Below are 19,620 nucleotides of genomic sequence, written 5' to 3'. Positions count from 1 at the left end.
TAACGTGTATCAGGCGAGTTTTATCATGATCATGCCAGCAAGCAGCAATATCAGTCCAATCCAACCTTTGTTATTTAAACGCTGACCGAACAGCACCCAGCCGGCTGCCAGGGTGGCGGCAATACCAAACCCGCCCCACAGCGCATAGGCCACGGACAGATCGATACCCTTCACCGCCTGTGACAGGGCGCTGAACGCCCCCAGTACGGCGGCAATCGACAACAGTCCGTAAATTTTACGACGAAAACCGTCAGAGAATTTTAGCAGGACGTTCGCTAAAATCTCCAGCACGATGGCAAACCCCAACCAGGCCGCGTGGATCCATTCAAACTGCTGCATGGGTCTGCTCCTTCGGCTGCTTAGTCGGTTTGCGTGTACCCGATTTAATCAGCACGATACCTGCTACCAGCGTCGTTAACCCGGCAATCTTCATTGTTGATAATGTTTCGTCAAATAATAAGACGCTGAACAGGGTGATCAACAAAATACCGATCCCTTCCCACAGCGCATAGGCCACACCCAGCGCAATTTTCTTCACTGCAAACGACAGGAAAATATAGGAAAGTGAAATCATCACCAGCATTAAAATAAAGCCGGTATTGCCATCGCTGACGCTTGCCCATTTCATCGACAGCGTGCCGGTAATTTCAGCGATAATAGCAAGGGCTAATAAAATCCAGTAAAACATGTTTTTCTCCTGCTTGAGAATATAATCCATCGTGGCCTGCTACGTGCAGCAAACCCAAAAATATGAAATTAAATCAGACAGCTAAGCGCGTAGCGCCAGCTCAGGCAGAAGATGTGACTATAGCGCGTTGCGCCAGTGTTGCTCACCAGAAAGAAGGCAGAAGGAAGTGAAAAATACAGCGGTGTTGTTTGAAGAATACGTCCTGAACAAATTGTCCATAAAATTACAATTATCCGCGTTGTTGCTTCTCGTCTTTGCGGATGAAAATTGTCCTCGGTAGTTGAACACGCCAAATTTGTACCATAAGTAAGGCTTTTACTCAAAGTCTTTTCAATTCTTTACCCATCCCGTTTGATTTTGGTTAGTTTATTGAAACGGGTTTCGCCTTTATTATAAATAAAAATATTATTCAGGAACCCCCATGGCTAAACCCATCATTACCCTGAACGGGCTAAAAATTGTCATCATGCTGGGCATGCTGGTGATCATACTGACGGGCGTCCGTTTTGCCGCCGACATCATCGTGCCGTTTATTCTGGCCCTGTTTATTGCGGTGATCCTTAACCCGCTCATACAGCGCATGACGCGGTTCCGCATCCCGCGCGTGCTGGCAATCACGATGCTTATCAGCATCATTATTATTGCCATGGTGCTGCTGGTCGCTTATCTCGGCACCTCCCTGAATGAACTGACGCGAACGTTACCGAAATACCGCTCGTCGCTGGCGATACCGCTGTTGCAGCTTGAACCCTGGCTGCAGCGTGCGGGAATCGAAGTGTCCGTTGAGGAGTTGCTGAAGTACATTGATCCGAATGCCGCCATGACCCTCGTCACCGGCCTGCTGGCGCAGCTCTCTAACGCCATGACCTCGATTTTCCTGCTGTTTTTAACGGTGGTGTTCATGCTGCTGGAAGTGCCGCAACTGCCCGCAAAACTGCAGCAAATAATGGTCCGTCCGGTTGAAGGCATGGGAGCGATTCAACGCGCGCTGGATAGCGTCTCCCGCTATCTGGTCCTGAAAACCGCCATTAGCCTGGTCACCGGGGCCGTGGTCTGGGGAATGCTGATGGCGCTGGATGTCCGGTTTGCGTTCGTCTGGGGATTACTGGCCTTTGCGCTCAACTATATCCCCAACATCGGTTCGGTGCTGGCCGCTATTCCCCCTATTCTGCAGGTGCTGGTGTTCAGTGGATTCTATGATGCGCTGATTCTGCTGGCCGGGTATCTGGTGATTAACCTGGTGTTCGGGAACATTCTTGAGCCACGCATGATGGGGCGCGGTCTGGGATTGTCCACGCTGGTGGTATTTCTGTCCCTTATATTTTGGGGATGGCTGCTCGGCCCGGTCGGCATGTTGCTCTCCGTTCCGCTGACCATCATTGTGAAGATTGGCCTCGAACAGACGGCGGGCGGGCAAAGTATCGCCGTGCTGCTGAGCGATATGAGCCATAAGCCAGTCGAATAACCTCCGCAGATGCCTGCCTCGTCCCCCTTACCGGGGGTGACGAGACAGGCAGGCGTTACGGCCTTCGCGCTCGGCGCACAACAAAATGACTACTCGCGCCATCCCATTGCCGGTGCAACATGCTTCAGAATGGATTCGATAACATGCGCGTTGTAATCAACTCCGAGCTGGTTCGGCACGGTGAGCAATAAGGTGTCCGCTTCGGCAATCGCTTCGTCCTGTTTCAACTGCTCAATCAGCTTTTCAGGCTCAGCGGCATAACTACGTCCGAAAATGGCGCGCGTTTTCTCATCAAGGTAACCCACGCTATCGCTGTCGTTCCGGCTTGCGCCGAAGTACATGCGGTCACGATCGTCCATCAGCGCAAAAATACTGCGGCTGACCGAGACGCGCGGCTGACGAGTATGCCCTGCTTCCGCCCAGGCCTGTCGGTAGGCGCGGATCTGTTTTGCCTGCTGAATATGGAATGGCTCACCGGTTTCATCATCTTTCAGGGTTGAGCTTTGCAGGTTCATCCCCAGTTTTGCAGCCCATACCGCTGTCGCGTTCGACCCTGCGCCCCACCAGATGCGCTCACGTAAACCTTCGGAATGTGGCTCCAGGCGCAGCAGTCCCGGTGGATTTGGGAACATGGGTTGTGGGTTCGGTTTTGCAAACCCTTCTCCGCGCAGCACCTCAAGCAGTACCTCGGTGTGTCGGCGTGCCATATCTGATTCATTTTCCCCTTCCTGCGGGACATAACCAAAATGACGCCAGCCATCAATGACCTGCTCCGGAGAGCCCCGGCTGATCCCCAGCTGCAAACGTCCGCCGGAGATTAAATCCGCCGCGCCCGCATCTTCCGCCATGTACATCGGATTTTCATAGCGCATATCGATCACACCAGTACCGATTTCGATGCTTTTCGTTTTGGCACCGATCGCCGCCAGTAAGGGGAATGGAGAGCTGAGTTGACGGGCAAAATGATGCACACGGAAATAGGCACCATCTGCGCCCAGCTCTTCAGCGGCGACGGCCAGGTCGATGGATTGCAACAGGGTGTCCGCCGCGGAACGCGTGCCGGACTGAGGTGACGGTGTCCAGTGACCAAATGACAAAAAGCCGATCTTTTTCATAACGAGATATCCTGATGATGCTTTGCGTTATCTCTACTTTACGCATTACCCGGGGAGAATAAATGCCCTTTATTTAACGGAATAATTCAAATAAATTGACAGAATTGAGCGGATCGCAATGACGCCCCATAATGAGATATAGTGCGTCTTTCTTTTTCCCTGGCAGGTAAAACCGGCAATGGCTCTGATCCCTAAAAACTACGCGCGACTGGAAAGTGGCTACCGTGAAAAGGCATTAAAAATCTATCCCTGGGTCTGTGGACGCTGCTCACGCGAGTTCGTCTATTCAAACCTGCGGGAGCTCACGGTTCACCATATCGATCACGATCATACTAATAACCCGGAAGATGGCAGCAACTGGGAGCTGTTGTGCCTGTTTTGCCACGACCATGAACACTCGAAATACACCGAAGCAGATCAGTACGGTACTACCGTTGTGGCGGGTGAAGACGCGCAAAAAGACATGGGCGTGGCCACTTTCAACCCGTTTGCCGATCTAAAGGCGATGATGAATAAGAAAAAATAATTCCCTAATATTGCCCCTCTTCGTCATATGGGCCGCACAGTTACAGGTAAAAGGATATGGATACACTCCGTTGCTACTGGGACGTTTTTTTCAATGCTTATGGCTCACTGCTCACGAAAACCGTGCTGGTATTACTGCTGGTGTGGTGGTGTCATCAAACCCTGCAGCGCTTCAGAAAAGAAGCCCCTGACGCTACCGGCCCCATTGCCGAGGCCAATGCCAGAGAACGCTACCAGTGGCGCTACTTGCGGTGGGCTTTAAGTAGCATCCAGGGCATCCTTTCCCTGTATATTATAGGGTTGATTATTACGACGCTTTTTACGTAGCGGATACGGTTTCTGCCCTGAAGACGTCTCAGGTAGCCTCTGTATTTAACAGTCCGCATTGTCGATGATAAGCCGGGGACGCATGCGCAGACTCGATACAGTCCAGCGTCCCCCTGCGGCTCACTCAACCGTCAGCGCAAAACAATTTTTCAGTACAGAGGCAATGTCATCTTCTGCCAGCTGCTGCGTTTCCACGCCCTGCGCGGTGATCGTTTTCAGCACGTTACCCAGCAAAATCTGGCGTCCTTCCGGGCGATGCTGTACGACGAGCAGCTTCTGCACAAAAATGGCGTCCGGGTGCGTGGAGTTAAGGTAGTTTGCAGGCACAAAATCAATCCACTCCTGAGGAGAGAGGTCAAAGCCGTACTGACTGGCCCATTTACCCTCCACCCGTGCCTGAAGCAGATACTCACCCTCCGCGTTACGGGTCAGCCGGAACGTGTCGAAATCCTGCCGGATATCCGTATCAAGCATGTCTAACGCCATCGGCGCACGGATGCCGTAGCTACCGAACCCGAGGTCACAAAGCCACTGACGACCGTCAATCTCAGCAATGAGTGCCATATGGGTTTTAGGCCGACGCACCGGGTAGAACATCGGGCGCGCCGCGACAAAACGCCAGCGAATGCCCAATGCCTCCAGCGCCATCGCAAATAGCCCATTCACCTCATAGCAGTAGCCGCCGCGCTTCTGCCTCAACAGCTTATCGGCAATGTCTTCGGGGACCAGCGAGACGACTTTACCCGCCTGTACATCCCCATTTTCAAAGGGTATCGAAAAGAGCTGATGGCGCATAAGCGCATGCAGGGTAGCAGTATCGGCAGCCGCCGGGCCGGTATAGTTTATGCGCCTGAAATAGGCAGAAATATCGAAATTGTCGCTGTGCATAGTGCCTCCTTGTCTGGAACATGCCGGACACTATAGATGGGGCACTTCATTGGCTGTATAGTCAGTTTTATCGAAAATTTGACTGCACAGATCCCCATGGCCGCCCCGTCCCCCCATTACCGTCGGATTGCTGAGATGCTGCGTCTTACGCTGGCTTCTGGCGCGTTGCAAATCGGCGACCGGATGATCTCTGCACGTAAACTGGCCGAGCGCGAACAGGTCAGTCTCCCGACGGCACTGGAAGCACTCCGCTGCCTTGAGGCCGAAGGCCTGATCGTTGCGCGTCCGCGTTCGGGCTACTACGTCCGTCAGACCCGCCAGTCCCGATGCGTGCAGCCCACGCGTTCCCTGCCCGGCCCCGTGCCTGTGACAATGTCAGCCGTCGCGCGCTCGTTATTCAGTAGTGCAGAAGCCCGACTGGTACCGCTGGGGGCTGCCTTGCCCGACCCCGCGTGGCTGCCAGGCGATACCCTGCAACGTGCGCTGCAGTCTGCAGGTCGACGTCTGGAAGCGCGTGGGCAAAGCTATAGCCTGCCTCCGGGACGGGTTGATTTGCGCAGTAAGATTGCCGCCCGGGCAGCGCAATGGGGCGGCCGTTTTGGTGCAGAGGATCTCATCATTACCGCTGGCGCGACACAGGCGCTGCGTCTGGCGTTGCGGGCTGTGTGCCAGCCTGGCGACGTGGTAGCGATAGAACAACCCGCCTATTTCGGTACGCTGTTGTTGCTGGAAGATTTGGGCCTGAAGGCGCTGGAGATCCCAACCGATCCTCAAGAAGGGTTGCTGCTGGCGCCGCTCGCCGATGCTATTCGGTGCCATCATCCAGCAGCCGTTCTGGCCTCGCCCACCGTGCAAAATCCGCTGGGCGCCAGTATGTCCGTCACCCGCAAGCAGGAACTTGTTGCCCTGCTGGAAGATGCAGGCATCGCGTTAATTGAGGACGATGTTTATGGCGATCTGGTCGGCGAAGGGCAACGTCCTCCGGCCTGTAAAGCGTTCGACCAGAGCGGGAATGTCATTTACTGCAGTTCATTTTCTAAAACGCTTGCGCCCGGATGGCGCATCGGCTGGATTGCGGCCGGACGTTACCACGCCCAGGTCCTGCAGGCGCGTATGGCCGGAGACTGGGCAGGTGCGCCGCTGTTTGAGGCCGCAACGAGCGAAATCCTGGCCAGTGGCGACTACGATCGTCATCTGCGGCGGCTAAAGCGGCGCATCGCAGAAGGGATTGGTGCCGTCATTGCGCGCGTCAAGGCAAGCTTCCCTCCCGGCACACGCGTTAACGTGCCGGCTGCCGGTTTCCTGTTGTGGGTTGAACTTCCACACCAGGTGAATGCACTGGAGGTGCACCGCCGCGCGCTGACACTGAACATTGGCGTTAGCCCCGGGCCGCTGTTCTCCCCCCGCGCACACTTAACGAATTACCTGCGATTAAATTGTGCCAACGAACCCACGCCTCTCCTGCTGAATGCGGTGGATCGGATTGGCGCGCTTTGTCATGAACTGGCCGGCTCCTCTGGCCCTATTCCAGAAAGTGAACATTGAGCGTTCTTTACTCCCTGCATCCGGGTTCGCGTTTTTTACTGCCGTCAGAAACGCACTCCCCTTTTTTTACGGAATAATACGTGCCGCTCTTAGCTGCGAGAACAGGCTGAAAAACATCTCATCGGTTGCCTGCATTCGCGTGAACCCTGACCGGCGGAGCTTACTGCCGTCGCCAAACATGTCGTAATTCCAGCTAAAGACAAAATCGGCAAAATGCCCGTCGTTCAGCTGCAAAATATCCGCCTCCACCAACCGCTCCCCGGCAATGTCGCGCCATAACGCACGATAGTCCTTAAACAGCTGATGGAATGACAATCTGACCGGCGGCGCAGAGTCCAGTTCAAACCAGCGTGCGATACGCGGCCACAGCTCGCTCCAGCGCCAGATGTCCCCATTATTCACGTTGAAAGCCTGGTTGTTAGCCCTACGTGATGTGGCTGCCCACAGCGTTGCCTCCGCCAGCAATCCGGCGTCAGTATGATCAACAATGCTGTGCCAGGTCTGTTCCGAACCGGGAAAACGCAGAGGTAAACCCAGAGCCTTACACAGGGACGCATACAGTGCGATGCTCAGCGCAAGGTTCATGGTATTGCCTGGCACCGAACTGCCCACCACGCCTGGCCTGATGGCATTCCAGTGCCAGCGTTTTCCCCGCTGAAAATCACGGAGCCACGCGAGCTGAGCGGCGTTAAATTCTGCCCCGGGTACGCCCGGATCGCTTTCGCGTGCCGGGGTTTTGAACGGTCCCAGGTGCGCGCCATACACTTTGTATCCCTGCATCAGGCTTACCGTCTGCAAAGGTGCCGTTTTTTCAATATTGCTGACCAGGTTGCGCAACATCGTGACGTTCGGTTCAACCATTTCCGTCCAGCTCCCGGCATTCATCCAGGCGCTGTAAAAAATATGGGTGATCTCGCCAGCGGCTTGCAAAGCCCTGGCGCTATCCTCCGCATCCAGTAAATCAACGTTGATCAGCGAAATAGCATCAGGATGGGATAAGGCATGGCGGCTCAGGCCAATCACCTGCCATTTGTTGTCCAGGAGCGTTTTGACGAGCTGTCTGCCTACGATCCCGCTGGCGCCAGCGACCAGCGCGACGTTTTGTGGCTGCATCTTATTCACGGTGTTTCTCCAGTTAGGGTGACAGACACAGTGTGATATATTATTTTTTCCCTACATATCCCCTGAATTCGATGGCACTTATAAGAAAAAAAATTAAATGAACAATAAGCTCAACGCCATTTCCACCTTTCTGCGCGTCGCAGAAGCGGGTTCCTTTTCGGCAGCCGCTCGTCAGAGCGGAATGAAGCAGTCTGCCGTCAGCCAGCAGATTGCCGCCCTGGAACAGGAGCTCGGGGTGGTATTACTGCATCGGACAACGCGAATGATGAAGCTCACCGAGCAGGGTGAACGTTATCGCCGTGATATGCAGCTTTTGCTGGATGCCATGCAGGAAGCGGAGAGACGGTTGAACCCTGCCGATCATCAGTTTCAGGGCAGCGTCCATGTTCAGTTGCCAAGCGGTCTGGGGCAGATCGTTTTGCCCCCTCTGCTGGCGCTTCAGCGCCTGCATCCGGCGTTGCACCTGACGCTGTCCCTGGATGACCGCATCGCCGACCTGGTGAGCGAAGGGGTGGATGTCGCGCTACGCCTTAGCGCTGAGCCTCCGCAGTCGCATGCGGCACGTCTGCTGATGCGGATTGAAACCGCGCTGTTCGCTGCTTCCGGCTTTCAGGCGGTACACTCCGTCAGCGAACTGGCGGCACATCCCCATGTGCGATTTAGCGGCATCCCGCGGGATGCGCCTCTACGGTTGATCGCCGGTGAGGAAACAATTGACGTGAAAGTGCATACCGTTTTTCGTGCCAACACCAGTGATGCCCTGTTACAGGCGCTGGAGTCAGGCATCGGGATTGGCGGCATGCAGTTGCCGCTTGCGGCAAAGGCGTTGCAAGCCGGCACGCTGGTGCCGGTATTACCGGCCTGGCGGTTACCTGACCGGTATCTCTATGCCGTCTACCCCGACGCCCGCTTTATCCCACAACGCGTCAGAAGCGTGATACAGGTGATCGAACAAATCCTGCCGACGCTTGCCAAATAACCGGCGTCTACTTCGCTACCGGCAAATCCGCGTACCGCGTCGTATAAGCCGGTGACAACATCTCGCGCTTCATCGCCCAGGATTTCTCAATCCCCTGCCCGGCAAACCATATCTTCCCTTTCCCGGAATGATTCACGCTGTCGATCAGCGCCATCAGCGCCGCGCTGTTGGCGCGCAAACGGTTATCGTCAAATAAATTCAGCTGGGCGACGCCGCTACTGAAAAAGTCCGCCAGCATCACCCCCGCTTTCATGTAGCGATAGCCGTCAAGCCATATGCGCCCCAGCGCATCGGTGGCGGCACGGATGATATCGCGCGAGTCATTGGTGGGCGTCATCAGGGTGACAGACGCCTGATTGCCGTAATAAACCTCGTTGTCCGCATGCGGGCTGGTACGCAAAAACACGCTGATAAAGCGACAATATTGATGCTCGCTGCGCAGCTTTTCCGCAGCCCGTTCAGCGTAGGCGCAAATGGCCTGGTGCATCTCCTCGTATTGCGTAATACGGTGTCCAAACGAGCGGCTACAGATAATCTGCTGCTTCGTGGGCGTAAACTCTTCCAGATCAAGACAGGGCTCGCCGCGCAGCTCGCGCGCCGTGCGCTCCAGGACAACGTTAAAATGTTTGCGAATGACCCACGAGGAAGCTTGTGCCAGATCCAGCGCCGTGGTGACGCCCATCGCATTAAGTTTTTTGGTAATGCGCCGCCCGACGCCCCACACCTCCTCTACCGGTACGCGCGCCAGCAGTTTACGCTGCCGCTCGCGATCCGATAAATCCACTACGCCTCCCGTGCTGCTCCACCGCTTTGCCGCATAGTTGGCCAGCTTCGCCAGCGTTTTCGTGGGGGCAATGCCTACGCCAACGGTTAATCCCGTATTTTTAAACACCTGCGTGCGCATATGATGACCAAACGCCTCCAGCGCCATGCAGTTGCTGACGCCAGCAACGTTCACAAACGCCTCATCAATGGAGTAAATCTCTATGGCCGGGGCGAAATCGGTCAGCGTCTGCATCACCCGGCTGCTGAGATCGGCGTAAAGCGCATAGTTCGAGCTAAAGACGTAAACCCGCGCGGGAAAGCGCTTCTCTTTGAATTTGAAATACGGCTCGCCCATTTTTATATCGAACTGCTTTGCCTCCCGCGACAGCGAAATAATGCAGCCGTCGTTATTGGAGACCACCACCACGGGTTTACCCCGCAGATCGGGCCGAAACACCGTCTCGCAGGAGGCATAAAAGCTGTTCACATCAACCAGCGCGAACATGTTTATGCGTTTTGAGTGTGTGGGTGACAACACCGAAGATCTGCAGTTCCTCTTCGGACTGAAACGTGATCGGCTGATAGCGAACGTTATGCGGCACTAACCTCAGGATCGGACGGGTCTGCAACTCTTTGACCGTAAACTCACCCGCGACGGATGCCACCACAATATCCCCGTGCACGGCGTTTAACGAACGATCGACGACCAGCAGATCGCCATCGCCGATCCCAACGCCGATCATCGAGTCTCCGCTTACCTTCACAAAGTAGGTCGCGCTGGGATGCCTGACGGCCAGGCGGTTAAGATCGAGACGATCCTCCACATAATCCTGTGCCGGGCTTGGAAAACCACACGCTACGCGTTCTACAAATAACGGTAATTCAAGAGGTTGCTTTGGATAATAAGAAAAGAGAGTGTCCATAAATGCCTTTCTCGCCAGATACTGTATATAAATACAGTATTACGGATTATGGACAAGGATCAAGGTCCTTTACGGGGGTCACCCCAAACGCATTGAAGTGTGTGCGGATTTAATTCAGCCGTATCCTGCGCATCGGCGAAAGAATAGCCAGATAACGCCTGCGGCAGCGACATCCAGGTTTCAAGAGGGACAAAAAAGCCCAAAGCACTGCTTTGGGCTTATGCCTGTCTGGCTTAATCCGCCAGCGAATCGAGCGTTTCCAGCGCGTCAGCCGGGAGTACCAGCTCCGCCGCCGCAAGATTTTGTCGCAGATGCGCCACGGAGGAGGTGCCGGGGATCAGCAGGATGTTCGGCGAACGTTGCAGCAACCACGCCAGCGCGACCTGCATTGCCGTTACGCCCAGCGAATCAGCGACCGCCTGCAGCCCGGATGATTGCAGGGGTGTAAAACCACCCAGCGGGAAGAACGGCACATACGCAATCCCCTGCTGCGCCAGCGAATCCACCAGCGCATCATCGCCACGGTTCACGATGTTGTACATGTTCTGCACACACACCACCTGCACCATCTTCTGCGCTTCCGCAACCTGGGTGGCCGTGACGTTGCTCAGGCCAATATGGCGCACCAAACCTTGCTGTTGTAACTCGGCCAGCGTGGCGAGAGGTTCAGCAATTGAGCCTTCTGCTGGCCCGTGTGCGCTGAACATGATGCGCAGATTAACCACGTCCAGCACATCCAGCTGCAGATTACGCAGATTGTCATGTACCGCCTGCGTCAGTTCCTGCGCGGAGAAGGCCGGCAGCCAGGAGGCATCACTGCCGCGACGGGCACCGATCTTGGTGACGAGCGTCAGATCGTCGCGGTACGGATGAAGCGCCTCGCGGATCAGCTGGTTGGTGATATGCGGCCCGTAAAAATCGCTGGTATCAATGTGATTCACCCCAGCAGCCACCGCTTCGCGGAGCACATCCAGCGCGGCATTTTTGTCCTTTGGAGGACCAAACACGCCCGGCCCGGCAAGCTGCATCGCGCCATAGCCAAGCCGTTTAACCGTCCGCGACCCCAGTGCGTACGTCCCGCTTTTATCAATGCTGCTCATGTCGACCTTCCTCATAAAAATGATCCGGATTTACAACGAGTTCCTTAACAGACCCCGTAGTTAAGCGCGAGTTAAATTAAAGTTTAATTTCTCTACGACGATAGTATTTGTGTAACCCTGCATCTTCTCTAACGGACGACCGCTATGCTGAAAAATCTGCACGTGATTACCGGTATTATCTTTGCTCTCACCATATTCTGTCTGTTGCAAGTTGTCACGGGAGGGTTGTTCTACTCTGCCGTCAGCAACGACCGCCATAACTTCCAGAACTCCGGGGTGCTCAATGCCCAGCAGGAGAGCCTGAGCGACAGCGTAAACACGCTGATCAAAACGCGCGTCACCGTCACCCGCGTGGCGATCCGCTACCTGAAAAACCAGCGCGACCCGGCGTCCCTTGCGGCGATCAACAAACTGCTTGGCACCGCGGCTGATTCTCTGGCTAAAGCGGAAGCCTATAACAAAGAGTGGCAGAAAATGCCGCAGGTTAACGGCCAGAACGCGGCATTAACCGACGAAATGCAGAAATCATGGAGCCAGATGCATGAAGTGATGCGTCTCTCCATTGCGTATCTGCGTGCCGACAACTACCAGGCCTATGGCGATCTGGATGCCCAACAGGCCCAGGACGATATGGAAGGGGTTTATAACCGCTGGCGCGCCGAAAACAACACCCTGCTGAAAGCCGCAACCGAAGAGAACCAGAGCAGCTTTACCCAGATGCAATGGACGCTGGCAGCGATCTTCCTGGCCGTGATCGCGGTACTGGTGGTGATCTGGCAGGGTTTACAACACCTGCTGTTAAAACCGCTCCACATGATTATGAACCATATTCGCGCCATTGCGGGCGGCGATCTGACGCAGGATATCGCCCTGTCTGGCCGCAATGAGATGGGTCAGCTGGCGGCGGGTCTGCATGAGATGCAGCAGTCGCTGGTGATCACCGTCAGCGCCGTGCGTGGTAGCACCGACTCCATTTACACAGGCGCAGGTGAAATTGCCGCCGGAAGCAACGATCTGTCTGCCCGCACCGAGCAACAGGCGGCTTCGCTGGAGGAGACGGCTGCCAGCATGGAAGAGCTGACCGCAACGGTTAAACAGAACTCCGACAACGCCCGCCAGGCTACGCTACTGGCGAAAAACGCTTCAGAAACGGCGGCCCGTGGCGGTCACGTGGTGGATAACGTTGTCCGTACCATGACCGAAATCGCCGACAGCTCGCAGCAAATTGCGCACATTACCGGCGTGATTGACAGCATTGCCTTCCAGACAAACATTCTGGCGCTTAACGCGGCGGTGGAAGCCGCGCGTGCCGGGGAGCAAGGTCGTGGCTTTGCGGTCGTCGCAGGTGAAGTCCGCACGCTGGCCAGCCGCAGTGCGCAGGCGGCGAAAGAGATCAAAGGGCTGATTGAGAACTCCGTCAGCCGGGTGAATACCGGTTCAGAGCAGGTCAGCGAAGCGGGCGCAACCATGAAGGAGATTGTCGCTGCCGTGACCCGCGTGACCGATATCATGGGCGAGATTTCGTCGGCGTCCGATGAACAGAGCCGCGGCATTGAACAGGTGAGCCTGGCCGTTTCGCAGATGGACAGCGTCACACAGCAAAACGCCGCGCTGGTACAGCAATCCGCCACGGCGGCGGCGGCCCTGGAAGATCAGTCGGAACAACTGCGCCAGGCTGTGGCAGCGTTTCGCCTGAACGGAAAGGAAAAAGCCACCGCACCCCGCCCGGCCACGGTGAAAACCCCACAGCTGTTACGCCCGGCAACGGCCAACACCGCCACCGACAGCAACTGGGAAACCTTCTGAGTGACAGGCGGGCGAACGTCTCGCCCGCCAGAAGCGCTTAACGGCTGCGCTTAGCGTGCCGTTCCCAGTTCTCCTGTTTCGCTTCGTCAGACTTTCGTAGCGAAACATAGCATGCTCCGCTGCCACCGTGATGCGGCAGCGCCACGCAAAAGGCCTGCACTTCCTCGAACTCGGTTAACCAGCGCGCCAGATAGCTGCGTACCACGTTGGGATGGGCGTTCTGCTCCCGCCCTTTTCCATGAATGATCACCAGGTTACGTAATCCATCGCGTCCAGCCTGGCGGATAAAGGAAAACAGCATCTGCCGGCAACGCTCGGCGGGCTGGCGTAACAGATTTAAGCTGGCCTGGCGGGAATATTTACCCGAGCGGAGCTTATCAATAACGCCCTGTTGCACCCCTTCCCGTCTGAACGCCAGCGGCTCATCCAGGGGCAGAAGTTCCAGGAAGCCCAGGGTCAGGAAGTTATCCAGTTGCTCGGTATCAATCTCCTGACGCGTTCGCGTGTTGCGGCTCGGCTGCCAGTGAATATCCGTGCAGCGCTTCAGGGGCTGGATACCCTCCATGGCGTCAAGAAAAAGTGATTTGTCGTCAGGGTTCATGGACATCCTCCCGCTACATCTGAGCCTGTACTATACCTGCGCCAGGCATGGGCCTCAATAACCGCTACCCCAGGATGAGGGCATAAATATTAACCTGATGAATATAAAAATTATTTCTTCGCAAAAGTTAAACGCGACTTAACTTAAATTTCAGCACACATAAAACAGAAAGTTTAGGTTAAAAAAATGTGGAATCAATGATGCTAAAACATATCTTTTTGAGGGTGGGCTGTTATAATTAAATAAACCTGCTTCACGGATATAACATTCAGGATCTGCGAAGGGAAGCACTGCTGTGTGTTGTAGGGTCTGTCTGATGTCGGACAGGCTCTGTTTTTTTATTTTACTCCCCGCTTCACTCCGATACTATTTTCCGCGCCTCTCTTCTGAATTGCGTAATTAACGATTCGGTCAGGGGTGTCTGACGAGAATCACGGCGCTGAATTAAATAATAGGCCGCTTTAGGTAGCGATTCGACAACGGGCAGCATAACCAGACGGTGCGCCAGCAGCGGGTCACAGCCCAGTTCCTTTGGCAGGATACTTAAAAAATCACTTTGTGCAACAAGGCTAATGCAGGAAGAAAACGTTTCGCAGACAACGTCAATGCGCGGTATTTGCGAGCGATGAGTAAAAACATCTTCCAATTGCTTATAATAACTCCCGCGTGGCGTCGGCATTGTCCAGTTATAATTCAGCAATTCGGTAATGGATGTCGCGCCCGTCGCCGGATGCCCTTCCCGACAAAATACGGCGAAAGGCTTTTCAAACAATTTTTCAAACGTAAACTCATGATCGTACGGCCCCTGATAATAGGTGTTAATGGTGAAATCCAGCTCGCCCTGGCGTAATTCATTGATCATCGACACCAGTTGCCCTTCCATAATCCGGACTTTTACCTGCGGATGTTGTGCATGAAAGCGGGTGATCACCGCGGGCATAAGGCTTCGCGAAATACTGGCTCCCATTCCAATATTAATCTGCCCGGCCAGTTCCCCCTGGCGCTGGCGGATATCATCCTGCGCCGCGCGTAACTCTTCCAGAATCAGCCTGGCGCGCGAGTAAAACCCTTCCCCACATTCGGTCAATGCGACGCCTTTACTCCTGCGCACAAAAAGCTGCGCCGCCATCCCCTCTTCCAGCTCTTTGATCGATTTGGTCAGCGCCGGTTGCGAAAGATTAAGCGTCCTGCTGGCGCCGCGGATACTGCCCTGACGCGCGACTTCAACAAACGCCCGGATTTGATGAAATTTAATCTGAAATGACATAGCCCGACCGATAACCGTTGTTTATCAGAGTAAAGAAACTGTCATCTACTTTAATGGAAATGAATGTGCGAGGGTAATTCCTGAACGGTTAAAACTGTGAAAAAACGGTTAGTGATAAGTAAAAACTATCACAGCGTGAAGCAGTTCACATATTTTAATGATGACAGGAACAGATATGGAATCACTGGCGCAGTACATCCAGACATTAGCCCCACAACTGAGCGCATGGCGTCGCGATTTTCACCATTTCGCGGAGTCCGGATGGCTCGAATTTCGCACGGCGGCGAAAGTCGCGGAAATCTTAGACCAGCTGGGTTATTCGCTGGCGGTGGGCCGCGACGTGGTGGACGCCGAAAGCCGTATGGGATTACCCGATGACGCCACGCTGGCGCGAGAGTTTGCCCGCGCCCGGGCGCAAGGCGCACCAGAGAAATGGTTGACCCCGTTTGAAGGGGGATTTACCGGCATTGTGGCGACCCTGAATACCGGCCGGTCAGGTCCGACGCTGGCGTTTCGCGTGGATATGGACGCGCTGGATTTAAGCGAAGCACTCGATGACAGCCATCGCCCGTTCCGCGACGGGTTTGCCTCCTGCAACCCGGGGATGATGCACGCCTGCGGCCACGATGGCCACACCACCATTGGTCTGGGGCTGGCGCACGTGCTTAAGCAGAATGAATCGCAACTCAATGGCACCATCAAACTGATCTTCCAGCCTGCCGAGGAAGGCACCCGAGGCGCTCGCGCCATGGTGGCCGCCGGGGCGCTCGACGACGTGGACTACTTCACCGCGATTCACATTGGCACCGGTGTGCCCGCCGGTGTGGTAATTTGCGGCAGCGATAACTTTATGGCCACCACCAAGTTCGATGTGCATTTTACCGGGGTTGCCGCACACGCCGGCGGTAAACCGGAGGACGGCCGTAATGCCCTGCTCGCCGCGGCTCAGGCCGCTATCGCGCTTCACAGCATTGCCCCACACAGCGAAGGTGCATCGCGGGTGAATGTCGGCGTGATGCAGGCCGGCAGCGGACGCAACGTCGTGCCGGCTAACGCCCTGCTCAAGGTTGAAACCCGCGGCGTAAGCGAAGCCATTAACCAGTACGTCTTTGAACGCGCGCAGGCCGTGATTACCGGTGCGGCGGCACTCTACGGCGTGAGCGTCGAGATGCGTCTGATGGGCGCCGCCACCGCCAGTGCCCCTACACCGGCCTGGGTAGATTATCTGCGCCAGCAGGCAAGCCAGGTGACCGGCGTGGTGCAGGCCATTGACAGAGTCAACGCCCCCGCAGGTTCCGAAGACGCGACGCTGATGATGGCCCGCGTGCAGCAGAACGGCGGAATGGCGTCGTATATGGTGTTCGGTACCGAGTTAAGCGCAGGTCATCACAATGAAAAATTTGATTTCGATGAGCAGGTCATGAACCTCGCTATCGAAACGCTGGCGCGCACTGCGCTTAATTTCCCGTGGACGCGAGGTGTGTAATGCAGGAGAACTACGCTTTTATTGCCGATGCCATCGACACGCGATGTCAGCTGTTAACCGATATTGCCGACGACATCTGGGATCACCCTGAAACGCGTTTTGAAGAGTTCTGGTCCGCGGAACGGATTGCCGGCGCGCTGGAAGCGGAAGGTTTCACCCTGACCCGTGAAGCCGGCGGGATTCCGAATGCCTTTATCGCCTGCTTCGGCAGCGGTAAACCCGTTATCGCCCTGCTGGGGGAATATGATGCTCTGGCCGGATTGAGCCAGCAGGCACATTGCGCGACGGCACAGTCCGCCACGCCGGGTGCCAACGGCCACGGCTGTGGCCACAATTTGCTGGGAACGGCAGCGCTGGCGGGTGCCATTGCGGTGAAAAGCTGGCTGGAGCAGCACGGGGGGAGCGGCACCGTGCGTTTCTACGGCTGTCCTGGTGAAGAAGGCGGTTCAGGGAAAACCTTTATGGTGCGCGAAGGTTTGTTTGATGACGTTGATGCCGCCGTCACCTGGCACCCTGAAGCATTTGCCGGCATGTTTAACGTCAGCACGCTGGCCAATATTCAGGCCGCCTGGCGGTTTCACGGCGTGGCGGCACATGCTGCTAACTCGCCGCATCTGGGGCGTAGCGCGCTGGATGCCGTAACGCTGATGACCACCGGCACCAATTTCCTCAACGAACACATCATTGAGAAAGCGCGCGTTCATTACGCTATCACCGATACCGGTGGAATCTCACCCAACGTGGTGCAGGCGCAGGCTGAAGTGCTGTACCTGATCCGCGCGCCGGAAATGGCCGATGCGCAGCAGATCTACGAACGTATCGAGAAAATCGCTCAGGGCGCGGCAATGATGACCGAAACCACCGTTGCGTGTCGCTTTGATAAAGCCTGCTCCAGCTACCTGCCCAACCGCACGCTCGAAGCGGCGATGTATCGCGCCCTGCAGCATTACGGCACACCGGAGTGGACGGAAGAGGAGCGCCAGTTTGCGCAGGATATTCGTGCCACGCTAACGCCAAATGACCTGCAAAACAGCCTGAAGAACATTGCCGCGACGGGGGGAGAAGCCGGTAACGCTTTTGCGCGCCGTCAGCAGGAGATGTTACTGACAGATGAGGTCGCACCTTACGCCATTACCGATAACGTACTGGCCGGGTCAACCGATGTGGGCGATGTCAGCTGGAAAATGCCGGTGGCACAGTGTTTCAGCCCCTGCTTTACCATCGGAACGCCTTTGCATACCTGGCAACTCGTGGCTCAGGGGCGAACCTCCATTGCTCATAAAGGCATGCTGCTGGCCGGAAAAGTGATGGGCGCAACCGCGCTAAATCTGCTCCAGGATGCAACGCTGCTGCAACAATGCCGGGAAGAGTTCGAACAACAAATCACCGAAAAGCCGTACGTGTGTCCGATTCCGGCAGGCGTGACACCGTCACCTTTAAAATAATAAAACACAACACAACAACACAACAACAGTCCCGAGGAACGCCCATGAGTATGTCTTCCATACCTTCGCATTCCCCATCCGGTAAGCTCTATGGCTGGGTTGAAAGGATCGGCAATAAAGTGCCGCACCCTTTCCTGCTTTTTATCTGGTTGATCGTGGTTTTGATGGTGGCGACAGCGGTGCTGTCCGCCTTTGATGTCAGCGTGCGCAGTCCGGCCGATGGCAGTATGGTGGCGGTCAAGAACCTGTTGAGTGTCGAAGGGTTGCACTGGTTCTTACCGAATGTGGTTAAAAACTTCAGCGGCTTCGCCCCGCTGGGAGCCATTCTGGCGCTGGTACTGGGCGCCGGGCTTGCCGAGCGTGTCGGACTGTTACCGGCGCTGATGGTGAAAATGGCCTCCCACGTCAGCGCACGTTACGCCAGCTACATGGTGCTGTTTATCGCCTTCTTTAGCCACATCTCCTCTGATGCCGCGCTGGTGATCATGCCGCCCATGGGCGCTCTGATTTTCCTCGCCGTCGGACGCCATCCCGTGGCGGGTCTGCTGTCGGCGATTGCGGGCGTAGGCTGCGGCTTTACCGCCAACCTGCTGATCGTGACCACCGATGTTCTGCTCTCAGGCATCAGCACGGAGGCGGCCAAAACCATCGACACCGCGATGCACGTCAGCGTCATCGACAACTGGTACTTTATGGCCAGCTCGGTGGTCCTGCTGACCCTGGTGGGCGGACTGATTACCGATAAGCTCATTGAGCCGCGTTTAGGGAAATGGGAAGGCCGAAGTGATGAGAAGCTGGAGACGCTGAGTAAAGAGCAACGCGTTGGCCTGCGCGTGGCAGGCGTGGTCTCGCTGGCGTTTATTGCCGCGGTCGCGCTGATGGTGGTACCGGAAAACGGCATCCTGCGCGATCCGGTTAAACATACCGTTCTCCCCTCGCCGTTTATTCAGGGCATTGTGCCGCTGATTATTCTGTTTTTCTTTGTCGTTTCGCTCGCCTATGGGATCGCCACCGGCAAAATTCGCCGTCAGGGCGATCTGCCGCAGCTGATGATCGAACCCATGAAAGAGATGGCGGGCTTTATTGTGATGGTGTTCCCGCTGGCGCAGTTCGTGGCGATGTTTAACTGGAGCAACATGGGCAAATTTATGGCCGTGGGGCTGACCGATGCGCTGGAAGCGGCGGGGTTAAGCGGCGTCCCGGCATTTGTCGGCCTTGCGCTGCTGTCGTCACTGCTGTGCATGTTTATCGCCAGCGGCTCGGCAATCTGGTCGATTCTGGCCCCCATCTTTGTGCCGATGTTTATGATGCTGGGGTTCCACCCGGCGTTTGCCCAGATCCTGTTCCGTATCGCAGACTCCTCCGTCATCCCCCTGGCACCGGTCTCGCCGTTTGTTCCGCTGTTTTTGGGCTTCCTGCAGCGCTATAAACCAGAGGCAAAACTGGGTACCTACTATTCGCTGTTTTTACCCTATCCGCTTATCTTTTTAGGGGTATGGCTGGTGATGCTGGTGGCATGGTATCTTGTCGGTCTGCCGATTGGGCCGGGGATTTACCCAAGGCTGCACTAAAG

Annotated in this window: 20 protein-coding genes; 9 read left to right on the top strand and 11 right to left on the bottom strand. The window is 55.7% G+C overall.

Translation table 11 applies throughout. From position 1 onward, the window contains the following. Positions 1-9: 9 nt before the first annotated feature. From mdtI to ACN9MQ_RS10075, 3 genes are all read right to left on the bottom strand, one after another. A complete protein-coding gene (gene mdtI, locus ACN9MQ_RS10085) occupies positions 10-339 on the bottom strand; it encodes a multidrug/spermidine efflux SMR transporter subunit MdtI (protein WP_014169849.1) in 330 nt (109 codons plus the stop codon). Continuing rightward, positions 326-688: a multidrug/spermidine efflux SMR transporter subunit MdtJ gene (mdtJ, locus tag ACN9MQ_RS10080; RefSeq protein ID WP_025204323.1), complete on the bottom strand. Its 363-nt coding sequence runs from the start codon at positions 686-688 to the stop codon at positions 326-328. The genes mdtI and mdtJ overlap by 14 nt, the downstream gene beginning before the upstream one ends. A 117-nt stretch (positions 689-805) precedes the next feature. Then, positions 806-976 carry a hypothetical protein gene (locus tag ACN9MQ_RS10075; protein WP_086463355.1) on the bottom strand — a complete coding sequence of 57 codons (171 nt, stop codon included), beginning with the start codon at positions 974-976 and terminating at the stop codon, positions 806-808. Positions 977-1,109: 133 nt separating this feature from the next. Here ACN9MQ_RS10075 and ACN9MQ_RS10070 point away from each other — a divergent pair, with 133 nt between their 5' ends. Then, positions 1,110-2,153, top strand: a complete 1,044-nt coding sequence (locus tag ACN9MQ_RS10070) for an AI-2E family transporter (RefSeq protein ID WP_014169847.1) — start codon at positions 1,110-1,112, stop codon at positions 2,151-2,153. A gap of 89 nt (positions 2,154-2,242) precedes the next feature. Here ACN9MQ_RS10070 and ACN9MQ_RS10065 read toward each other — a convergent pair whose 3' ends face one another. Next, positions 2,243-3,268 (bottom strand): LLM class flavin-dependent oxidoreductase, encoded by a 1,026-nt coding sequence (locus ACN9MQ_RS10065; protein WP_014169846.1) that lies wholly within the window; start codon positions 3,266-3,268, stop codon positions 2,243-2,245. 178 nt (positions 3,269-3,446) lie between these two features. Here ACN9MQ_RS10065 and yajD point away from each other — a divergent pair, with 178 nt between their 5' ends. Together yajD and ACN9MQ_RS10055 are read left to right on the top strand one after the other, a co-directional pair. Continuing rightward, positions 3,447-3,794 (top strand): HNH nuclease YajD, encoded by a 348-nt coding sequence (gene yajD / locus ACN9MQ_RS10060; protein WP_014169845.1) that lies wholly within the window; start codon positions 3,447-3,449, stop codon positions 3,792-3,794. Positions 3,795-3,850: 56 nt separating this feature from the next. Beyond that, a complete protein-coding gene (locus ACN9MQ_RS10055; RefSeq protein WP_014169844.1) occupies positions 3,851-4,120 on the top strand; it encodes a hypothetical protein in 270 nt (89 codons plus the stop codon). Positions 4,121-4,240: 120 nt separating this feature from the next. Here ACN9MQ_RS10055 and ACN9MQ_RS10050 read toward each other — a convergent pair whose 3' ends face one another. Continuing rightward, the gene (locus tag ACN9MQ_RS10050) at positions 4,241-5,008 is read right to left on the bottom strand and encodes an arylamine N-acetyltransferase family protein (protein ID WP_025204325.1); all 768 of its coding nucleotides are present in this window, start codon (positions 5,006-5,008) and stop codon (positions 4,241-4,243) included. Between the two features lie 36 nt (positions 5,009-5,044). On the opposite strand from ACN9MQ_RS10050, the gene ACN9MQ_RS10045 reads away from it, so the two are divergent. Further along, positions 5,045-6,553 carry a PLP-dependent aminotransferase family protein gene (locus ACN9MQ_RS10045; RefSeq protein ID WP_426021456.1) on the top strand — a complete coding sequence of 503 codons (1,509 nt, stop codon included), beginning with the start codon at positions 5,045-5,047 and terminating at the stop codon, positions 6,551-6,553. A gap of 66 nt (positions 6,554-6,619) precedes the next feature. Here ACN9MQ_RS10045 and ACN9MQ_RS10040 read toward each other — a convergent pair whose 3' ends face one another. Next, a complete protein-coding gene (locus ACN9MQ_RS10040) occupies positions 6,620-7,675 on the bottom strand; it encodes an SDR family oxidoreductase (RefSeq protein ID WP_059306016.1) in 1,056 nt (351 codons plus the stop codon). A 97-nt stretch (positions 7,676-7,772) separates the two neighbouring features. Here ACN9MQ_RS10040 and ACN9MQ_RS10035 point away from each other — a divergent pair, with 97 nt between their 5' ends. After that, on the top strand, positions 7,773-8,654 hold the full coding sequence (locus tag ACN9MQ_RS10035) for a LysR family transcriptional regulator (RefSeq protein WP_426021455.1): 882 nt from the start codon (positions 7,773-7,775) through the stop codon (positions 8,652-8,654). Between the two features lie 7 nt (positions 8,655-8,661). Here ACN9MQ_RS10035 and umuC read toward each other — a convergent pair whose 3' ends face one another. From umuC to ACN9MQ_RS10020, 3 genes are all read right to left on the bottom strand, one after another. Next, complete coding sequence (gene umuC, locus ACN9MQ_RS10030; protein WP_014169839.1) at positions 8,662-9,924, bottom strand: translesion error-prone DNA polymerase V subunit UmuC; 1,263 nt, start codon at positions 9,922-9,924, stop codon at positions 8,662-8,664. Then, positions 9,908-10,342 (bottom strand): translesion error-prone DNA polymerase V autoproteolytic subunit, encoded by a 435-nt coding sequence (gene umuD / locus ACN9MQ_RS10025; protein ID WP_014169838.1) that lies wholly within the window; start codon positions 10,340-10,342, stop codon positions 9,908-9,910. Before umuD ends, umuC begins: the two co-directional genes overlap by 17 nt. A 233-nt stretch (positions 10,343-10,575) precedes the next feature. Beyond that, positions 10,576-11,442 carry an aldo/keto reductase family oxidoreductase gene (locus tag ACN9MQ_RS10020; RefSeq protein ID WP_020884301.1) on the bottom strand — a complete coding sequence of 289 codons (867 nt, stop codon included), beginning with the start codon at positions 11,440-11,442 and terminating at the stop codon, positions 10,576-10,578. Between the two features lie 144 nt (positions 11,443-11,586). Here ACN9MQ_RS10020 and tcp point away from each other — a divergent pair, with 144 nt between their 5' ends. Then, on the top strand, positions 11,587-13,248 hold the full coding sequence (tcp, locus tag ACN9MQ_RS10015) for a methyl-accepting chemotaxis citrate transducer (RefSeq protein WP_426021454.1): 1,662 nt from the start codon (positions 11,587-11,589) through the stop codon (positions 13,246-13,248). Between the two features lie 37 nt (positions 13,249-13,285). On the opposite strand, the gene smrA is transcribed toward tcp, so the two are convergent. Together smrA and ACN9MQ_RS10005 are read right to left on the bottom strand one after the other, a co-directional pair. Next, a complete protein-coding gene (gene smrA / locus ACN9MQ_RS10010) occupies positions 13,286-13,849 on the bottom strand; it encodes a DNA endonuclease SmrA (protein ID WP_044866938.1) in 564 nt (187 codons plus the stop codon). A gap of 355 nt (positions 13,850-14,204) precedes the next feature. Then, complete coding sequence (locus ACN9MQ_RS10005; RefSeq protein WP_014169834.1) at positions 14,205-15,116, bottom strand: LysR family transcriptional regulator; 912 nt, start codon at positions 15,114-15,116, stop codon at positions 14,205-14,207. A gap of 175 nt (positions 15,117-15,291) precedes the next feature. On the opposite strand from ACN9MQ_RS10005, the gene ACN9MQ_RS10000 reads away from it, so the two are divergent. From ACN9MQ_RS10000 to abgT, 3 genes are read left to right on the top strand one after another with little or no spacing between them, the layout of a single operon-like run. Beyond that, complete coding sequence (locus tag ACN9MQ_RS10000) at positions 15,292-16,602, top strand: M20 family metallo-hydrolase (RefSeq protein WP_426021453.1); 1,311 nt, start codon at positions 15,292-15,294, stop codon at positions 16,600-16,602. Then, positions 16,602-18,047 carry a M20 family metallopeptidase gene (locus ACN9MQ_RS09995; RefSeq protein WP_063925037.1) on the top strand — a complete coding sequence of 482 codons (1,446 nt, stop codon included), beginning with the start codon at positions 16,602-16,604 and terminating at the stop codon, positions 18,045-18,047. Before ACN9MQ_RS10000 ends, ACN9MQ_RS09995 begins: the two co-directional genes overlap by 1 nt. A 44-nt stretch (positions 18,048-18,091) precedes the next feature. Beyond that, positions 18,092-19,618, top strand: a complete 1,527-nt coding sequence (gene abgT / locus ACN9MQ_RS09990; protein ID WP_426021452.1) for a p-aminobenzoyl-glutamate transporter — start codon at positions 18,092-18,094, stop codon at positions 19,616-19,618. Positions 19,619-19,620: the final 2 nt, after the last annotated feature.

Source organism: Enterobacter sp. R-25, from assembly GCF_049913205.1.
Lineage (GTDB): Bacteria > Pseudomonadota > Gammaproteobacteria > Enterobacterales > Enterobacteriaceae > Enterobacter > Enterobacter ludwigii.
This window is presented reverse-complemented; position numbering and strand designations above follow the sequence as displayed.

Coding starts and splice junctions, on each gene's coding strand:
- ACN9MQ_RS10005 (WP_014169834.1), bottom strand. CDS start 15,116: ATGTCATTTCAGATTAAATTTCATCAAATCCGGGCGTTTGTTGAAGTC.
- ACN9MQ_RS10045 (WP_426021456.1), top strand. CDS start 5,045: ATGGGGCACTTCATTGGCTGTATAGTCAGTTTTATCGAAAATTTGACT.
- ACN9MQ_RS10070 (WP_014169847.1), top strand. CDS start 1,110: ATGGCTAAACCCATCATTACCCTGAACGGGCTAAAAATTGTCATCATG.
- umuC (WP_014169839.1), bottom strand. CDS start 9,924: ATGTTCGCGCTGGTTGATGTGAACAGCTTTTATGCCTCCTGCGAGACG.
- ACN9MQ_RS09995 (WP_063925037.1), top strand. CDS start 16,602: ATGCAGGAGAACTACGCTTTTATTGCCGATGCCATCGACACGCGATGT.
- abgT (WP_426021452.1), top strand. CDS start 18,092: ATGAGTATGTCTTCCATACCTTCGCATTCCCCATCCGGTAAGCTCTAT.
- ACN9MQ_RS10055 (WP_014169844.1), top strand. CDS start 3,851: ATGGATACACTCCGTTGCTACTGGGACGTTTTTTTCAATGCTTATGGC.
- ACN9MQ_RS10065 (WP_014169846.1), bottom strand. CDS start 3,268: ATGAAAAAGATCGGCTTTTTGTCATTTGGTCACTGGACACCGTCACCT.
- yajD (WP_014169845.1), top strand. CDS start 3,447: ATGGCTCTGATCCCTAAAAACTACGCGCGACTGGAAAGTGGCTACCGT.
- ACN9MQ_RS10035 (WP_426021455.1), top strand. CDS start 7,773: ATGAACAATAAGCTCAACGCCATTTCCACCTTTCTGCGCGTCGCAGAA.
- mdtI (WP_014169849.1), bottom strand. CDS start 339: ATGCAGCAGTTTGAATGGATCCACGCGGCCTGGTTGGGGTTTGCCATC.
- umuD (WP_014169838.1), bottom strand. CDS start 10,342: ATGGACACTCTCTTTTCTTATTATCCAAAGCAACCTCTTGAATTACCG.
- ACN9MQ_RS10000 (WP_426021453.1), top strand. CDS start 15,292: ATGGAATCACTGGCGCAGTACATCCAGACATTAGCCCCACAACTGAGC.
- mdtJ (WP_025204323.1), bottom strand. CDS start 688: ATGTTTTACTGGATTTTATTAGCCCTTGCTATTATCGCTGAAATTACC.
- tcp (WP_426021454.1), top strand. CDS start 11,587: ATGCTGAAAAATCTGCACGTGATTACCGGTATTATCTTTGCTCTCACC.
- ACN9MQ_RS10050 (WP_025204325.1), bottom strand. CDS start 5,008: ATGCACAGCGACAATTTCGATATTTCTGCCTATTTCAGGCGCATAAAC.
- smrA (WP_044866938.1), bottom strand. CDS start 13,849: ATGAACCCTGACGACAAATCACTTTTTCTTGACGCCATGGAGGGTATC.
- ACN9MQ_RS10020 (WP_020884301.1), bottom strand. CDS start 11,442: ATGAGCAGCATTGATAAAAGCGGGACGTACGCACTGGGGTCGCGGACG.